This window comes from Mucilaginibacter polytrichastri, assembly GCF_001911425.1.
Taxonomy (GTDB): Bacteria; Bacteroidota; Bacteroidia; order Sphingobacteriales; family Sphingobacteriaceae; genus Mucilaginibacter; species Mucilaginibacter polytrichastri.
The window spans coordinates 837,243-853,347 of sequence record NZ_MPPL01000001.1; the positions used below are offsets into that span (position 1 = coordinate 837,243).

At 44.8% G+C, this 16,105-nt stretch carries 19 protein-coding genes; 6 read left to right on the forward strand and 13 right to left on the reverse strand.

Translation table 11 applies throughout. The features are described from left to right. Positions 1-159 precede the first annotated feature (159 nt). The 6 genes from RG47T_RS03795 to moaD all read right to left on the reverse strand — a co-directional run bounded on the left by RG47T_RS03795 (position 160) and on the right by moaD (position 5,623). Entirely contained in the window at positions 160-1,485 is a 1,326-nt protein-coding gene (locus tag RG47T_RS03795; protein WP_074488196.1) for a M20/M25/M40 family metallo-hydrolase, read from the reverse strand. Positions 1,486-1,661: 176 nt separating this feature from the next. After that, positions 1,662-2,852 (reverse strand): molybdopterin molybdotransferase MoeA, encoded by a 1,191-nt coding sequence (locus RG47T_RS03800; RefSeq protein ID WP_074488197.1) that lies wholly within the window; start codon positions 2,850-2,852, stop codon positions 1,662-1,664. Beyond that, positions 2,853-3,959 carry a HesA/MoeB/ThiF family protein gene (locus RG47T_RS03805; protein ID WP_074488198.1) on the reverse strand — a complete coding sequence of 369 codons (1,107 nt, stop codon included), beginning with the start codon at positions 3,957-3,959 and terminating at the stop codon, positions 2,853-2,855. It abuts the gene before it with no gap. Positions 3,960-3,971: 12 nt separating this feature from the next. After that, positions 3,972-4,964 carry a GTP 3',8-cyclase MoaA gene (gene moaA, locus RG47T_RS03810; RefSeq protein ID WP_074488199.1) on the reverse strand — a complete coding sequence of 331 codons (993 nt, stop codon included), beginning with the start codon at positions 4,962-4,964 and terminating at the stop codon, positions 3,972-3,974. Between the two features lie 3 nt (positions 4,965-4,967). Then, positions 4,968-5,378, reverse strand: coding sequence for a molybdenum cofactor biosynthesis protein MoaE (locus RG47T_RS03815; protein ID WP_074488200.1), 411 nt, complete (start codon positions 5,376-5,378; stop codon positions 4,968-4,970). Between the two features lie 5 nt (positions 5,379-5,383). Further along, on the reverse strand, positions 5,384-5,623 hold the full coding sequence (gene moaD / locus RG47T_RS03820) for a molybdopterin converting factor subunit 1 (RefSeq protein ID WP_074488201.1): 240 nt from the start codon (positions 5,621-5,623) through the stop codon (positions 5,384-5,386). Between the two features lie 153 nt (positions 5,624-5,776). On the opposite strand from moaD, the gene RG47T_RS03825 reads away from it, so the two are divergent. After that, entirely contained in the window at positions 5,777-6,244 is a 468-nt protein-coding gene (locus RG47T_RS03825; RefSeq protein WP_074488202.1) for an ankyrin repeat domain-containing protein, read from the forward strand. 119 nt (positions 6,245-6,363) lie between these two features. On the opposite strand, the gene RG47T_RS03830 is transcribed toward RG47T_RS03825, so the two are convergent. Beyond that, complete coding sequence (locus tag RG47T_RS03830) at positions 6,364-7,140, reverse strand: MerR family transcriptional regulator (protein ID WP_216351000.1); 777 nt, start codon at positions 7,138-7,140, stop codon at positions 6,364-6,366. 165 nt (positions 7,141-7,305) lie between these two features. On the opposite strand from RG47T_RS03830, the gene RG47T_RS26585 reads away from it, so the two are divergent. The 4 genes from RG47T_RS26585 to RG47T_RS03845 all read left to right on the forward strand — a co-directional run bounded on the left by RG47T_RS26585 (position 7,306) and on the right by RG47T_RS03845 (position 9,869). Then, positions 7,306-7,476, forward strand: a complete 171-nt coding sequence (locus RG47T_RS26585; RefSeq protein WP_171972466.1) for a hypothetical protein — start codon at positions 7,306-7,308, stop codon at positions 7,474-7,476. A gap of 115 nt (positions 7,477-7,591) precedes the next feature. Continuing rightward, the gene (gene modA, locus RG47T_RS03835; RefSeq protein WP_083627288.1) at positions 7,592-8,353 is read left to right on the forward strand and encodes a molybdate ABC transporter substrate-binding protein; all 762 of its coding nucleotides are present in this window, start codon (positions 7,592-7,594) and stop codon (positions 8,351-8,353) included. Then, positions 8,353-9,033 (forward strand): molybdate ABC transporter permease subunit, encoded by a 681-nt coding sequence (gene modB, locus RG47T_RS03840; RefSeq protein ID WP_074488203.1) that lies wholly within the window; start codon positions 8,353-8,355, stop codon positions 9,031-9,033. The genes modA and modB overlap by 1 nt, the downstream gene beginning before the upstream one ends. Next, positions 9,030-9,869, forward strand: coding sequence for an ATP-binding cassette domain-containing protein (locus RG47T_RS03845; RefSeq protein WP_074488204.1), 840 nt, complete (start codon positions 9,030-9,032; stop codon positions 9,867-9,869). The genes modB and RG47T_RS03845 overlap by 4 nt, the downstream gene beginning before the upstream one ends. 147 nt (positions 9,870-10,016) lie before the next feature. Here RG47T_RS03845 and RG47T_RS03850 read toward each other — a convergent pair whose 3' ends face one another. The 3 genes from RG47T_RS03850 to RG47T_RS03860 all read right to left on the reverse strand — a co-directional run bounded on the left by RG47T_RS03850 (position 10,017) and on the right by RG47T_RS03860 (position 11,520). After that, positions 10,017-10,382, reverse strand: a complete 366-nt coding sequence (locus tag RG47T_RS03850; RefSeq protein WP_074488205.1) for a response regulator transcription factor — start codon at positions 10,380-10,382, stop codon at positions 10,017-10,019. A gap of 211 nt (positions 10,383-10,593) precedes the next feature. Next, entirely contained in the window at positions 10,594-11,238 is a 645-nt protein-coding gene (locus tag RG47T_RS03855) for an START domain-containing protein (RefSeq protein WP_074488206.1), read from the reverse strand. A gap of 66 nt (positions 11,239-11,304) precedes the next feature. Further along, complete coding sequence (locus RG47T_RS03860; RefSeq protein ID WP_074488207.1) at positions 11,305-11,520, reverse strand: hypothetical protein; 216 nt, start codon at positions 11,518-11,520, stop codon at positions 11,305-11,307. 153 nt (positions 11,521-11,673) lie between these two features. Here RG47T_RS03860 and RG47T_RS03865 point away from each other — a divergent pair, with 153 nt between their 5' ends. Then, entirely contained in the window at positions 11,674-13,311 is a 1,638-nt protein-coding gene (locus RG47T_RS03865; protein WP_074488208.1) for a carboxylesterase/lipase family protein, read from the forward strand. 62 nt (positions 13,312-13,373) lie between these two features. Here RG47T_RS03865 and RG47T_RS03870 read toward each other — a convergent pair whose 3' ends face one another. From RG47T_RS03870 to RG47T_RS03880, 3 genes are read right to left on the reverse strand one after another with little or no spacing between them, the layout of a single operon-like run. Continuing rightward, positions 13,374-14,246 (reverse strand): EamA family transporter, encoded by an 873-nt coding sequence (locus RG47T_RS03870; RefSeq protein WP_074488209.1) that lies wholly within the window; start codon positions 14,244-14,246, stop codon positions 13,374-13,376. 27 nt (positions 14,247-14,273) lie between these two features. Then, positions 14,274-14,747 (reverse strand): hypothetical protein, encoded by a 474-nt coding sequence (locus tag RG47T_RS03875; protein ID WP_074488210.1) that lies wholly within the window; start codon positions 14,745-14,747, stop codon positions 14,274-14,276. After that, complete coding sequence (locus tag RG47T_RS03880; protein WP_074488211.1) at positions 14,747-16,072, reverse strand: amino acid permease; 1,326 nt, start codon at positions 16,070-16,072, stop codon at positions 14,747-14,749. The genes RG47T_RS03875 and RG47T_RS03880 overlap by 1 nt, the downstream gene beginning before the upstream one ends. Positions 16,073-16,105 lie beyond the last annotated feature (33 nt).

Here is a 16,105-nt window from a genome sequence, read left to right on the forward strand (position 1 = left end):
TTTTCTAAAAGCTAACAGCATCAAAATTGTTCCTAATATCATTGGAATAATAGGAACAGCAATTTGCTTATTATGGGAATAATCCAAATACACGCCTGAGAAAAACAAGAATATCCCAATGTAGGAAACAGTTTTATTATAAATTCTCATTTTTAAAACCTACTTAGCCAGCCCTGCTTCCGCCAGTAACAACAACAATGCCCTCTGTGTAGCCTTGTAACCATTATCGTCCACCCACCATTCGCCTAAGGCATGTTCACCGCCTGATTTACCGCCGCTGCCAATGCACACCGCCGGTACGCCCTTTGAGATAGGGATATTGGCGTTGGTTGAACCCACGCCCATTTTAGGGTTTGTGCCAAAATAGCTGGTAGCCGCTATGGCGCGCTGAACAAACGGGGTAGTTGTTGCTTCCATACCCGATGGGCGGTCGCCTGTCATTTTTACTTCAACGGTAAGGTCGGGGCCGAGGCGCTTCTGGGCATTTTCTTCTTTTAATGCACGCTGAATAGCATCTTGCAACATCTTATCTATCCCGGTTACACGCTCCGGACTTTCAGACCGCATATCAACCTCCATCCACGATTCAAAAGGGATAGAGTTAACCGAAGTACCGCCGCCAATAACACCAACGTTGTAGGTAACCCGTGCACCCGGCTCGCGCGCGTATTTATCTGCAGCCTCGTTCCAGTAGTAAATTGCCCGTGCCAAAGCATTATGCGGGTTAGCCAGGCCAAACGCGCCAGATGAGTGGCCGCCCAAACCTTTAAAGGTAATGCGGTAACGGTGCGAGCCTAAACCACGATGAGTAATACCGTTCAAGCCGGTACCGTCAATGGCGATATAGGCATCAATTTTACCGGGGCCTTTATCGCTGAACAGGTTTTTAACCCCGCGCAGATTGCCCTGGCCTTCTTCGCCAACAGCTCCTACAAATAGTACATTGGCATCGGTTTCTATCTTGTTTTTGTTAACGGTTTTTAGCACTGTAAGCACAACAGCAAGCGCGCGGGTATCATCAGATATACCAGGAGCATACAGGGTATCGCCTTTAGTCACAATTTTAACATCGGTACCCTCGGGGAAAACGGTATCCAGGTGGGCCTCTAATACCACTACCTTTTTACCTGTTTTGCCTTTTCGCAAAGCAATTACGTTACCCACGTTATCAATCCACACAGAATCCACGCCTATAGACTTGATCATCTCAGCAAACTTTTTAGCCCTTACGGTCTCTTTGTAAGGGGGCGAAGGTATTTCGGTAAGCAGCTTGTGGTCTTGCAGGGTTTCGGACTGCAGGTCAACAATGGTTTGAAAAGCTTTTTTAACCACTGGTTTAGCGGCAAGGTTACTAATTTGCTGCACATATGGCTTGGTGGCAACACCCGCGTTTTCTGCCTCTTTAGCGCCTTCCTGCGCATACATTTGCTGCGCCGATACGGCCATTACAAAAAATACTGCTGTAGTAAGTAAAGTTTTTTTCATGAATATGGGTAAGTATATGATGATTGCTAGTTGATTTAACGCTGTTTGGGCTATGGAAGGCTGCAATTATACAAGCTAATACCACATAATTCTTAAAAAGCGATTGAAGCCTTAATGTAAGATTTTATTGGCTAAATGGAAGCAATGCAGTTTAAAAAAATAGATTTTAATGCTTTTTAAGATAGCAAAAGCAGGTCGAAGGCCTCATCGGTAGTAAACTCCTGGCGGTTGGCGGGCAGGCTTAAGATACCTTCGGCTACGGCCAGGCTAACCATATCGCCGGAGGTAGAACTATCTATCTGGCTGGCTATCATTTTACCCTCGTTGTAGGATAATGTAACCAGTGCATGTAGGGTTAAATTGGGCTTAAAGCTTATCGATTTATTTAAAAAGGCTTTCATCGGTGTCAAATTTCTCCCCAACGAAGCAGCTAGCCATGCCCTGAAGTAAAGTTGGTAGCATACAAAGGTAGATACCGGGTTGCCGGGAAAGCCAAAGATCAGCACCTCATTAGGCAGCTTGCCAAACAAAAAAGGCTTGCCGGGGCGTTGTGCTATCCCGTGGAAAATGGTTTGCATATTTAGCCTGCCGAGTACTGCGGGTAGGTGATCGAACTTGCCTTTAGAAACTGCGCCGGATAACAACACCATATCATAATAATTGGTGATGGTGGTTAACTCTTCCAGTATTAGCTGTGGTTCATCCCGCAGGTGGTAGCGTTGCGCATGGATGCCTTCGGCCTGTAAAGCGGCTACCAGCATGTAGCTGTTAGATTGCCTGATCTGGTGTGCGAGCGGTTGCTGATCTATCTCCACCAATTCATCACCCGTGGCGCAGACCGCCACTTTAGGCAGGCGTTTAACAGCTACGTAGCTTAAGCCCGAAGCTGCTATTAAGCCAATGATAGCGGGCGTTATTGTAGTGCCTTGTTTTACCAGTATATCGCCTTGGCGGCTATCGGTACTCTCTAAATGAATATTTTGCAATATTTTAACTTCATCAACATTAACCGTTGCTATGCCATTGCTTATAGCGCATTGCTCGTATTGAATCACCACGTTGGTACCGGCGGGCAGCATGGCGCCGGTCATCACTTCAAGGCAATCTGCAGAATCAATTAATGTTTGCTGAACTTGGCCGGCAGCTTGTACTCCGGCTATTTTGAATGATCTTTTGCCCGATAAGAAAGCGTTGCTGTTAATGGCAATACCATCCATCGTCACACGGTTAAAGGGTGGGTAAGGGCGATCTGCCACAATATCCTGTGCCAGCATACGACCACCTAATTGCAGAATTTCAACTTGTTCGTTACCAAAGTCACGTACTTGCGCGCAAACGAGTTGCAGGGCTTTGGCTACAGAGATCATTTAAGCATTTTGTTTAGGGTATTCAATAAACTGTTCGCCAATCTCATCAAACCAGGTTTCGAGGCCACCTACCACGTTGTATACGGTGCTGCCTGGTAATGCATCATTGATAACAGTAGCTGCTTTGGCGCTTCGGCCGCCTATCTGGCATATGGTAATTAATGGGATGTTAGCCGGTAATGCGCTCAGGTGCTCACTTAAGGTAGAAAGCGGGAAATGATGCGAACCCAGCAAATGTTCTTCGTTAAATTCTTTTAACTCGCGTACGTCTATCAAAAAGAAAGGTTTGGCATCGGTATACCAGTTAAAGAGCTCATTTACCTCCATTGTGCCGCCTGCGGGTGGCGATGGTATATCATAAGTGCTTTGCAGGGTGGTGATGTTTAAATTTTCGGCCTTGGCTTTGAGCTTGATTTTGTATTGGTCATCCCGTTCGAAATCGAAGATCTGTAAATAGCCCGATAAAGTTTCGCCTATGCCGGTAAGCACTTTTATCGCCTGCAAAGCCTGCTGGCAACCAATAATGCCCGGCGTTACGCCAAGCACCCCGGCGGTGTTGCAATCTGGTATTTCATTGGCCGATGGAGGGATAGGGTACAGGCAACGGTAGGTAGGGCCACCCCTGTAATTAAATACACTTACATGGCCTTCAAACTGCTGCACCGCGCCGTATATGTAAGGTTTGCCCAATATTACGCAGGCATCATTAACCAAATACCGGGTGCCGAAGTTATCGCTGGCATCAATAACCAAGTCGTAATCTTTAATAATTTCTAAGGCGTTGGCGGCAGATAAAAAATAAGGATAAGGCTGAAGCTGAACTTCAGCGTTGAGTTTATTTAACTTATTGGCGGCTACTTCTGCTTTAGGCTTGCCAACTTCTTGCTCGGTATATAAAACCTGCCTGTGCAGGTTACTCAGGCTAATGGTATCGCCATCCATAATACCAATGGTACCCACGCCCATGCCGGTTAAATATTGCAATACGGGTACGCCCAAGCCACCTGCGCCAATTACAAGTACTTTGGCTTGTTTTAGTTTATCCTGGGCCTCCTGGCCAAAGCCGGCCAGTTGTGTTTGCCTGCTGTATCTGTTAGCGGTGCTCATACTTATATAATTTTATCCGCCCAGGGCCGACATAGAAGTGTGGACAGATTCGTGGCTTAATGCTTCTGCCGCGTAACCGTCTTTTTCCCGTTTGGCTACGGCATTCAGTAATACTTGTTGCAATTCTTCGCTGTTGGCTCCGCTTCGCATGATATCGCGCAAATTTGCTGCCGGGGGGCCATATAAGCAGGTGCGGAGTTCGCCAGTGGCAGATAAGCGGATGCGGTTGCAGGTACCGCAGAATGTACGACTGAACGACGGGATAATGCCGAAGCTCCCTGTATAACCAGGTATTTTATAGTTAACCGAGGTAGAATTATCTTCGCTTATCAACCGGTTTACGTCGGTATATTGCTGATTGATGTGTTCATAAATCCGTTTATAATCCCAGCCCGAGTAGCCCGAAACCTCGCTGCCATTAAAGGGCATCTCCTCTAGGAAACGAACCGATAAAGGATGGTCTTTAGTCAGTTCGATGAAAGGGACAATATCTTCAATGTTTTTATTCTCAGCCACTACACAGTTAAGTTTTACCTCGAAACCATCATTCAGCAAACCGAAAATACCTTTGTAAACCGTATCAAAACTATCCCTGCGGGTAATGCGGTGAAAGCGCGTTGCATCCAGCGAATCCAGACTGATGTTAATCTTCCGGATGCCCATTTCTTTCAGCGATGCCTGATTTTTTGTTGAAAGCGTACCGTTGGAGGTGATGGTGATTTCTTGTAAACCATTCAGCTTACTTAGTTTGTACAGAAACGGGATGATACCGTTACGCACAAAAGGTTCGCCGCCGGTAATGCGGATCTTGTCGATCCCTAAACCAACAAACTGGGAAGATAGCTGATACATCTCCTCGAAAGAAAGCAGGTCTTTACGCGGGGCAAAGTTAATTCCTTCTTCGGGCATGCAATAATAGCACCTGAAGTTGCAACGGTCTGTAACCGAAAGCCGCAGGTAATTAAGGCGCCGCCCATGCTGATCAACTAATAAACTTTCTTTCATTATTTATGGATGGGCGTTAACCCAAACGCTATTGTCTTCGTAATATTCTTTTTTCCAGATGGGTACTGTCTTTTTCAGTTCATCTATTAGCCACCGGCAAGCTTCAAATGAGGCATCGCGGTGCGCTGATGATACCCCAATAACCACCACAGGTTCGCCCGGTAATTTAGAGCCTATAGCGTGGATAATTGCTACCTCGTAAAGCGGCCACTTTTCTTTGGCTTGTATGCCAAGTTTCTCCATTTCTTTTAAAGCCATTGGCTCATATGCTTCAAAATCGAGGTGCAGTACTGTTTTGCCTTTGCTGTGATTACGCACGGTACCCACAAATAGGTTAATGGCGCCGGTTTCTTCGCTACCCAGGTAAGCCGGTGCTTCGGCCAGGTTAATATGTTCAATTATACGGATCAGCATATGTGTTATCCTCCGCTAACTGGTGGGATAAGTGCTATTTCGCTGTTGCTGTTGATAGCCAGATCATCTTCGGCATATTCACTGTCAACTGCTACTGCCAGCGAACTCAGTTGCTTTATTGCCGGAAACTGCTGCCCAAGCCAGGCCTTTAAATCGCCCACCGTGTGTGGCTGGTTTTCCTGGGGGATGGTCAGTTTTTGTTGGCCGGTAATGTCGCGCGTAATTCCAAAAAGCAGTATTTCCATATATCTTATCTGTAGTAGCCAACAAATATACCAAGTTATGGTTTTGTTGTTGATTATCGATGTTATTCGTGTCATATATAGCCCATAAATTATATCGATTATAGTTAACCAGTAAGGACACTAACTTTGTACAATATCAAAAAATAAACCACCATGGATATCTTTGAAGCTTCGCGAACCAACAACATAGACGGCATAAAAACTGCTTTGCTAAATACCGATATTAACGCCAGGGACGGCCGTGGATCAACGCCTCTGATTATTGCTGCATATTATAACAACATTGATGCGGTAAATGCTTTGTTAGAAGCTGGTGCAGCTACAGAACTGCAGGACGGCATGGGCAATACCGCGCTAATGGGGGTGTGTTTTAAGGGTTATACAGAAACAGGCAAGTTACTGATAGAAAATAGCGCCGATATTAATACCGCCAATGGCAACAACGCCAGTGCGCTAACGTTTGCTGCAACTTTTGGCCACAACGAACTGATTAAACTTTTACTGGCCAAAGGCGCCGACCCGCTGGTGAAAGATAAGTTTGGTAAAAATGCGCTTGACTATGCCCAACTACAGCAAAACGCAGTAGGATATGAAATAATGGTGGCTGCAATAAAAAGGTAAACCCTATCAATAATGTCATTCAGAGCGAGTGCGAAGAATCTTATTTGATCTGCTTAGCCGTTTTACAAATAGCAGAAAAATTCTTCACTACGTTCTGAATGACAAAATAAAACATGCTTCTATACGAGTTTTGTCTCAGCAAAATGCTTCATGGCTTTGCTCATAAATAAGGCAAAATCTGCATTGGGTTCATTATTAACGCGGGTATAACTATTATCGGCGAGGTACAATTGCCCCAGCCCGGCGTATTGTGCAGCTTGCGAATTCGCATCGTTCTCAGTTCCCCAAAAACGACGGATATTCTGATAATGGCGAGCAATTTCAAACTGTACTGCGGGGCTCTCTGGCGATTCTTGCATTAGTAAAATCAGGTTTGCGGTAATGTCGTTCTGCTCCTGTTTAAGTGCTTTAAAACTTTCCTTTCCCATTTTTACCATTGCTTTCTCGGCGTGTTCTACTTCTTTGGGCCATTTTTCTGTGGCCTGTTTACGGATGGCTGCAGCTTCTTCTTTCGGGAAACCTTCGTATAATTCTTCGTGGTTTAACATGTCTTTGTTTTTTAAGTGTCCAATTGTTTTATCAATGGTAGCCAGCATGGTTGCTATTTGGTGTCGCCTCGCTTTAAGGGCTGCCTTGTGTTTTTTAAGGGCCTGCACCAGGTCAAAGTCGGGGTTATCCAGTATGATCCCTATTTGTTGCAGGGGGATATCCAATTGTTTGTAAAAGAGAATCTGCTGCAATCTTAACAATTGGGGTTCGCCATATAAACGGTACCCGGCCGCGGTACGTATGGCAGGCTTAAGCAGGCCAATGTGGTCGTAAAGGTGAAGCGTGCGCACACTCACCTTTGCCAGTTTGGCTACTTGCTTTACCGAATATTTATCCATCTGTTTCATTGACTTTACAAAGCTATGCTATGACGTAAGGTTAGTGTCAAGCACTTTTTTCAAATATTTTAATAATACGCCTTTTCCCGTTTAAAAACCGCTATTATACCGTTAAAACACGGTGTGAGATTATTATTGAGGGGGATAGATTTGCAATACCCAAATTAGCGATAGATGAGTGTTGAAACAAGAGAGCAAAAGCCGGAGACTTTGCAATTATTCTCATTTCTCAAGAGAAGAAAATTCAAAATTACTATTGATCATATTTACCTAATTATTGCCATTTTGGCTTTTATCGCGGCAGGGTTTTTGGCTTTTAGCCACTATAATGTAATAGAACCATAGTTGCCTTCGTCCATTAAACATAATTTTTCAACGGCTTATTGCATAAAATTAATTAAGAAATTGTGTTGAATACAAATTCAATTCAAAATAGCTTACTTTGCAATAAATACCTGCAATGGCATCCATTAAAATCAAAATATTATTACTTGCCGCATGCCTGCTTTTAAGTTTATCGGGCCAGGCACAAGCTCAAAAGCTGCGTATTGCTGTAGCTGCGAATGCCCAGTTTGTAGCCAAAAAACTGTCTGAAGAATTTAAAAAGCAAACCGGTATAGATGCCGACCTAATTGTTGGCTCATCGGGCAAGTTAACCACGCAGATAGAGCAGGGTGCACCGTTTGATGTGTTTTTATCTGCCGATATGAAGTACCCGCAGGAACTGGCGGATAAAACACTTACTCTTGAACAGCCAAGGATCTATGCTTATGGCCAATTGGTGGTTTGGACGCTTAATAAAAATGCTAAGCTAACCCGGCTGGCCGATCTAACCCAGCCTGTATTTCACAAAATAGCGGTAGCCAACCCCACACTTGCCCCTTACGGCGAAGCCACCATGCAGGCCTTAGGTAAACTCAAACTTGCCGACCAGCTTAAAGACAAAATAGTTTATGGCGAAAGCATTGCCCAGGTAAACCAATACCTGCTAAGCGGCGCTACAGAAGTTGCTTTTACGGCAAAATCAATCGTTCTCGACCCCGATCAGCAGGGTAAGGGTAAATGGGTTGCTGTGGATGAAAAACTATATCAGCCCATTGCGCAGGGCGTAGTGATACTTAAATCAGCATCTGGTAAAAACCTGGAAGATGCGCAGAAATTTTACACCTTTTTATTCGGCCCAAAGGCTAAAAAAATATTAAAAGCCTACGGTTATAAATAATGGATATAGACCTGCAACCTCTTTGGCTCACCTTTAAACTGGCATCCATTACCACGGTTTGCCTGCTGGTTATTGGTTTGCCGCTGGCAGCTTTACTAGCCCAAAGTCGGTCGAGGTTTAAATCTGTAATTGAAGCGCTTGTTAGCCTGCCGCTGGTACTGCCGCCGTCTGTACTGGGTTTTTATTTGCTGCTGGCCTTAAGTCCGGCGCATGGCTTCGGTGGCTGGCTGCAATCGTGGTTCAATATTAGGTTGATATTTACTTTCCCGGGTCTGGTGATTGGCTCTGTTATTTATAGCCTGCCATTTATGGTACATCCCATACAAGGCGGCTTAGAGGCCTTGCCCGAAAGCTTGCAACATGCCTCCTGGACATTGGGCCGGTCTAATTTTGATACTTTTTTTAAGGTGCTGCTGCCTAATATCCGCCCGGCATTATTAACGGGTATTGTGCTCACATTTGCGCACACACTTGGCGAGTTTGGCCTGGTATTAATGATAGGCGGAAGCCTGCCCGGTGTTACCAAGGTGGCTTCTATTGCCATCTATAACGAGGCCGAAGCCTTGAATTTTCATGCAGCGCATGTGTATTCTGCAGTACTGCTTGTTGTTTCTTTTTCTATCCTGCTGTTGGTTTATATCATCAATAAGCAGCTGGTTAAAAACCGCCTGGCCTTATGATTCGGATCAACATCTGCAAAAAACTAAATTTGGCCGATGGTGTATCGCAGCTGGTTGTTGATGCCGAATTATCTTTACAAAAAATCACCGCACTATACGGTCCTTCCGGCGCGGGCAAAACATCATTGCTTAAAATTATTGCCGGGTTAATGCAACCCGAAGATGGTTTTATTGAGGTAAACGGCGAAGTTTGGCTGGATACCTCACGTGGTATTAACCTCCCCCCGCAAAAGCGGAATATCGGCTTTGTGTTCCAGGATTATGCTTTGTTTCCGAATATGACGGTGCGGCAAAACCTGCTTTATGCATCCCGTAAAAACATCGATGAGCAATTGATTGAACACCTGCTTAAGCTAACTGGCTTAGTTGCCTTTGTCAATCACAAGCCGGCAACCCTTTCGGGTGGACAGAAACAGCGCGCTGCCCTGGCCCGTGCACTGGTGCGGAAGCCAGCATTATTGTTGATGGATGAGCCGCTATCTGCCCTTGATAATGAAACCCGGTTGTTGCTGCAACAGGAGCTTTTACAATTGCACAGCGAGTATAAGTTCAGTGCATTACTGGTTAGTCATGATGTGGCCGAAGTATATCATCTGGCTGATTATATGTTATCGATAGATAAGGGTAAGATCCTGAAAACTGGTAAGCCCGCCGAAGTTTTCGGTCTTATTGAAAGCGAAGACCAGATCAGGTTATTTGGGCAGGTGGTAAGCGTTGATGGGGATTGGATGACTGTTATAGTTGATCAGCGGTTATTTCGGTTAAAATGCGTTACCGGGCTGAAAGTAGGGGATCGGGTGAGTTTGGGGTTTGGGGATGCAGGGAAGATTTTATAACGCAAGACATCATTGGTACGAAGCAATCTCAACCGATTAACACCAATTTCAATACTCCAAAGTCCGTTTTTAATTAAAAAAAGAAAGTCGCCAAAGAAGGGCTATTGCTTTTAAGTCTTCTCCTTTGGAGAGGGTTGGGTGAGTTAATTACACCAGCAAAGCCGAAATGCGCTCCTGCAAAACATGCATATCAAAGGGTTTGGCCAAAAAATCATTAGCCCCGGCATCAAAGGCCGACTGGCGCACGTTGTGCCCTGCGGAGATAATAATGACCGGGATATTTTGGGTAGAACCCTGGCGCTTAAGCTGTTTGCAAACCGTTAGGCCATTATGTCCCGCCATGGCAATATCCAGTATCACGAGGTCAGGTTGTGCTTTAACAGATTCCATAACCGAGGTTCCATCATATACATGCATTACCTCGTAACCCGCATAGTTAAGGATGCTTGAAATTGATTCAACAATTGCTACGTCATCGTCTGCTACTAATATCGTTTTATGCCGTAATTCCATAACTCAGCCGGGTAAATGTTAAAGGTTTGTAATATGAATTAGTAAACGCATACTCCTAAAGCGTTAGTATGCTGTTTAACAGGATATTTTCATAAATAGCTGTTACCTGTAGGGGTATTTAAACTATTATTATTTCTGTAGCTATAATTGGGGTTATTTATATAACATTCACAATATAAGGAAAGCTTTTGTTAAAATTGGTAAAAAGCTATTAATCTACAATATAAGGTAGCTCGGCGTGCTGATAGGCAGGCTTTTGCAATTGTATCTTTAGGTTTTTAAAGGTTTGCATTGGCCCTTCGGCGGCAAATAAATTAATGAGCCAGGCAGGTACATCGCCACCGGGATCGAGCGCCAATGTATATTCTATACTCAGTTTATCTTTAGTAATTGGGGTAATAATCCATTTACCAACCGACTGCTTTACGCGTATTATGGCATCCTTTTCGGGTATGTAATCGCCAAGGCAGGGTGCATCTATGGTAATAACTTTGGTTTGCGGGTTTTGCTTAACGGTAATATGCGCTATAAAATCGCGGTTGTGTACTGGCCAGGGCACCTGCACTACCGAATAATAATAAAGTTCTGCCGGCGAAACCTGCTTTAATATAGTTGCCGATTTGGTATGATAAGCCCAGTTAACGCTGTTTTTAATATCCATAATTAAAGCCACAAGCTGCGATGCAGTGGCCGGCACTTCGCAGTTTACCTTAACAGCCTTAAAGTTTGAATTATTTACAGACCGCATATAAACCTTAACACCATCGTCTTCGGTTTTTAATTTCCAGTTTTCTTGTGCGTATGCTGTGCTTATAAAAAGTATAAGGCAGGTAATAGATAATAGTACTTTATTCATAACCGCTAATCTCAGATCTGTAACTTAAAGGATACAAATTAACACATCTGAAACGAGGCCAACTGCTTACTCACCTTTTTTTGACGTGGCAACGATAATTATACCACCTATTAGCAATATCCCGCCCAAATAAGGTGGCCAGGCAACTGTTTTCTCTCTATCTGCCGAAATCTGCAACGGGCCGGCATCAATTACTTTTTCTTTTTTGGTGTAGGTAAAGCCGGTCCATATCAGCATCACAACGCCGATAATAATTAATGCAAAGCCGATGATTTTTTTCATGATATATTATTTACACATAAAGGAACAGCTAGCCGGATTTGTTTGGAGCGGTTTGCCGTTTAATCATATCAGTAATTCAACTTGTTACTTTAATCAATAACTAAACACATCAACTTATTTCTATATTAGTCCCGATTATTAACCTATCTAACCATGAGATTTTTACGAAGTTATATACTCCTGTTTGCGCAGTTTGTAGCCGTAGCTGCATCTGCCCAGCAAACTACCCAGGCTATCACTGCCAACGGCAAGCTCGAAGGTGTAGTAGTTCCGGCCACAGGTATCCGCACATTTAAAGGCATTCCGTTTGCCCAACCCCCGGTTGGCGATCTGCGCTGGAAAGAACCACTGCCGGTACAAAACTGGGCCGGCGTTCGCAAAGCCGATCATTTTGGCCCGCGGGCTATGCAAAAGCCTATTTTTGGCGATATGGGTTTCCGCTCTGATGGTATGAGTGAAGATTGCCTTTACCTCAACGTTTGGACACCCGCAAAAGCTGCCAATGCAGGCCTACCTGTTATGGTTTACTTTTATGGTGGTGGCCTGGTTGCTGGTGATGGCTCCGAGCCTCGTTACGATGGCGAAAGTTTAGCTACCAAAGGCATCGTGACTGTAACGGTAAATTATCGCCTGGGTATTTTCGGTTTTTTTTCGCACCCGGAGTTAACTAAAGAATCAGCACACCAGGCATCCGGTAATTACGGTTATCTCGATCAGCATGCGGCTTTGGTTTGGGTGCAGCAAAATATTGCAGCTTTTGGCGGCGACCCCAGGCGGGTAACTATTGCGGGCGAATCTGCCGGGTCTATTTCGGTATGCGCGCAAATGGCTTCGCCGCTGTCGAAAGATCTGATAGCCGGTGCCATCGGCGAAAGCGGTGCGCCAATTAATCCTACACTTTCCCCGGTTCCGTTAGCTACTGGTGAAGGTAACGGAACTAAGTTTGCCGCCACTGTTGGCGCTAACTCACTGGCCGATCTTCGGGCCATACCGGCAGAACAACTGCTGGACGATTCTTACAAACCCGGCATGCCACCCAATGCTACTGTAATTGATGGTTACTTTTTAACCAAACAACCAGTTGATGTATTCACCGCCGGTGAGCAGGCACACATCCCGCTTTTAGTGGGCTGGAACTCGGCAGAGGTGCCTTACCAGGCATTTATGAAGGGACAGGCACCAACAGTAGAAAACTATCAAAAACAGGTACAGGAAACTTATGCCGATAAAGCTGATGAAGTGTTAAAGCTATACCCCGGTACCACGGAGACGGAAGTACTTAAATCGGCCACAGAATTAGCCAGCGATCGTTTTATAGTTTACAGTACCTGGAAATGGGCCGACCTGCAAGCTAACACTGGCGATAAACCGGTATACCGCTACCTGTTTTCGCGCAACCGCCCTGCCATGACGGCCAAGATGGGTAACGCTACTGCGGGCCTGGCTGGTGGTATAATTAAAGGCGGTGGTGCCGATGCTGCTAAACCCAAGCCTCCTGTTGCTTTTGATGGTGCCGCACATGCCTCAGAAATTGAATACGCCCTGGGCAACCTCGCTACCAATACCGTTTACGCCTGGACACCAGAAGACTATAAAGTGTCTGAAACCATGGAGGACTATTTTGCCAACTTTATTAAAACAGCCAACCCTAACGGTAAAGGATTACCCAAATGGGCTCCTAATACGGCAGGCAGCAAAGTTCAATACATCAACATTAATGTAAATACCAAACTGGAACAAGACCATACGCGTGAGCGATATTTGTTTCTGGATAAGCAGTATATTAAATAATGATAAAGGCCTCGAAAGAGGCCTTTATCATTATTTAACTATCCTATCTATGCTTGCAATTATCAAGATTCTGGTGCTACAGGGGCAGCTTTTTTGGCGGTTAGCGTAGCACCGGCGCTTGCAATAATAATAAGGGCTACGGCCAGCCATTCGTAAAGCGATAAGTACTCATGCAAAAATACCAGGCCGGAGATGGCTGCCACGGCTGGTTCCAGGCTCATTAATATGCTGAAAGTTTTTGCCGGGATTTTCTTTAACGCCTTCATCTCTAAAGTAAACGGTATGGCGCTCGAAAGTAGGGCTAGTGCAAAGCCCGATAATAACATCCAGGGTTTCAAGTGGCTTATTAATCCATCGCCAATTGCAATAGGTAATACAACCAGGGAGGCGAAAACCATGCCGATGGTAACCGCTTTGCTTCCGTCCATTATTTTAGAAATCCGTCCGCCTAATAAAATATAGGCCGCCCAGAATGCGCCCGCAAGCAAGGCCAGTAATACGCCCGTAATATCTAGCCCGTTGTGATGCCATGGCGCAATAAGTGCGATACCAACTGCCGCAAGGATAACCCATACAAAGTCTATCATGCGTTTTGACCCCGTTAAAGCTAATGCTAAAGGGCCAATAAACTCCAGTGCAACGCCCAAGGCAAGGGGTATGCGGGCTATGGCCATGTAAAAAATTACATTCATGGCACCGAGGGTTAAACCATACAGGGCAACGGCTTTCCATTGCGTCCTGGAAAGGTTTCGTATGTTGGGCCGGTTAAAAAGCAACAGAATTAAAGCTGACAGGCCGATTCTTAAAGAAGAAGTAGATGTTGCGCCTAAGACTGGAAATATACCCTTGGCAATCGCAGCACCACTCTGTACGCTGACAATCGACAACAGTACTGCCGGCACTGCCGGGATCTCAAATCCTTTCTTATTCTCCATTAATTCTAAATTTGGTCATTGACAGAGTTAAGAAGGAATTTTGAAAACTATTTCCTCAATATTATTAATCAATGTAGCTCTCATGAAAGATATTTTCTTCTCCAATAGTTCAGCCAGTTCCACTGTCGGTTTTGCATTAAAAGGATAACAATCATTTACAGATTGCCCATTTTTAATGTGGTTAATCCAATCTTGTGATAAGTTGACATAATCCTCAAGAACTTCTACTGTTGTTTTTGGTCCAAAAGTATCTAAATAGATAGTGGGTATATCACCCACAACTACCCATAAAAAACAATCTTTCGGACTACTTATATTCTCGATCTCAAACAGGAATATACAAAACACCTTGCCAATATTAGTATACAAGTACGATTTTTTTATGGCTTTGCACCATATGAAACTATCTAAATATTGTTCGGCTTCATGATGTAGCGTAATTACTTCCGAGTAAAATTCAATATTGGGATCAATCTCTTTATAGCTGATAGGATATATCATTATGCATTATCCTCCAAATTCCGCTTCTTATAAACTCCCCAAACATAAAACGGAACCCCGGCCATCAGTAATATAAAGCCATAAAAAACAGAACCTTGCCCGGCACCGGCAATTTCCCAAAGTGTGTAGGCAAAAGCCAGTACTGCTAATACAATGGCAGATAGCCAGCCCCCGCTTTTAAGAGGCTTTTTTTCGAGCCTGATAATGAGGTACGATGCAGCCGAAAACAAGTAAGGCACTAGCATAGTAAATACCGAAAGTAGCAGTAAAAACCGGAATTGGTCTACCAGTCCTTTAGTATAGTTCATGCTCATAAACAGGGATATGATTACACCGCTGATGATCATACCCACATAAGGTACGCCTTTGCTGTTTAAGCGAGTAAAAATGGCTGGGAAAAGCTTGTCTTTCGCTATGGCAAAAGGTACCTGGCCTTGTACAAGAGTCCAGCCGTTAAGTGCGCCAAAGGCCGCAATAGCCACGCCTGCGCTTACCCAATATCTTGCGCCCGGGCCAAACATAATAACCGCGGCATCTGCAAATGGGGTAACAGAATGCTGCAATGTTTTAGCCGGGATAATACCCATTACACTTACACTGCCCAGTACATAAACTAGCGTAGCAATCAGCAGGCCCAGCATGGTTGCCCGCGATATTGTTTTACCGGGATTTGCCACACTGCCGGACGGTATGGTAGCAGATTCGATACCGATATAAGAGAACATAGTCATGGTGGCCGTGGCTGTGATGGCTCCCCAAACCGAAGTGCCGGTGTTATTGAAAGGATGAAAGTTTTCGGCCTTAATAAAAAACAGGCCGCCAATGGCGATGATTAACAAGGGCAGCAACTTTAAGATAGTGGTAACCAGCTGCACTTTGCCGGATGTAGCAACACCGCGTGTATTTACCCAGGTAAGCAGCCAGATAGCGCCTAAGCCGGTAAGTACTGCGGCAACCACATTGGTGGCCAACACCGGGAAAAATGTACTTAACGCACTTACAAAAGAAATGGTAATGGCAGCATTGGCGCAAGAGGTAGCCAGGTAATACCCCCAGGCCACCAAAAAACCTGCAAAATCGCCCAGGCCATGCCGTGCATAGGCATAGGGCCCGCCGGTGCCTTCTGGTAACAGTTGGCTCAGGTTGCTAAATACTCGGGCGAGGAAGAAAGAGCCAATGGCCGAAAATACCCAGCCCAGTAAACTAACACTGCCGAAAGAAGCCATGGCCGCAGGCATTAAAAACACACCTGCACCTATCATATTACCCACCACCAGCGATGTGCTAGACCATAATCCTAATTTATTTTTGTTTGACGTTACCATTTAGTTTAATGTTTCGGGAGGGTGATAAGATAC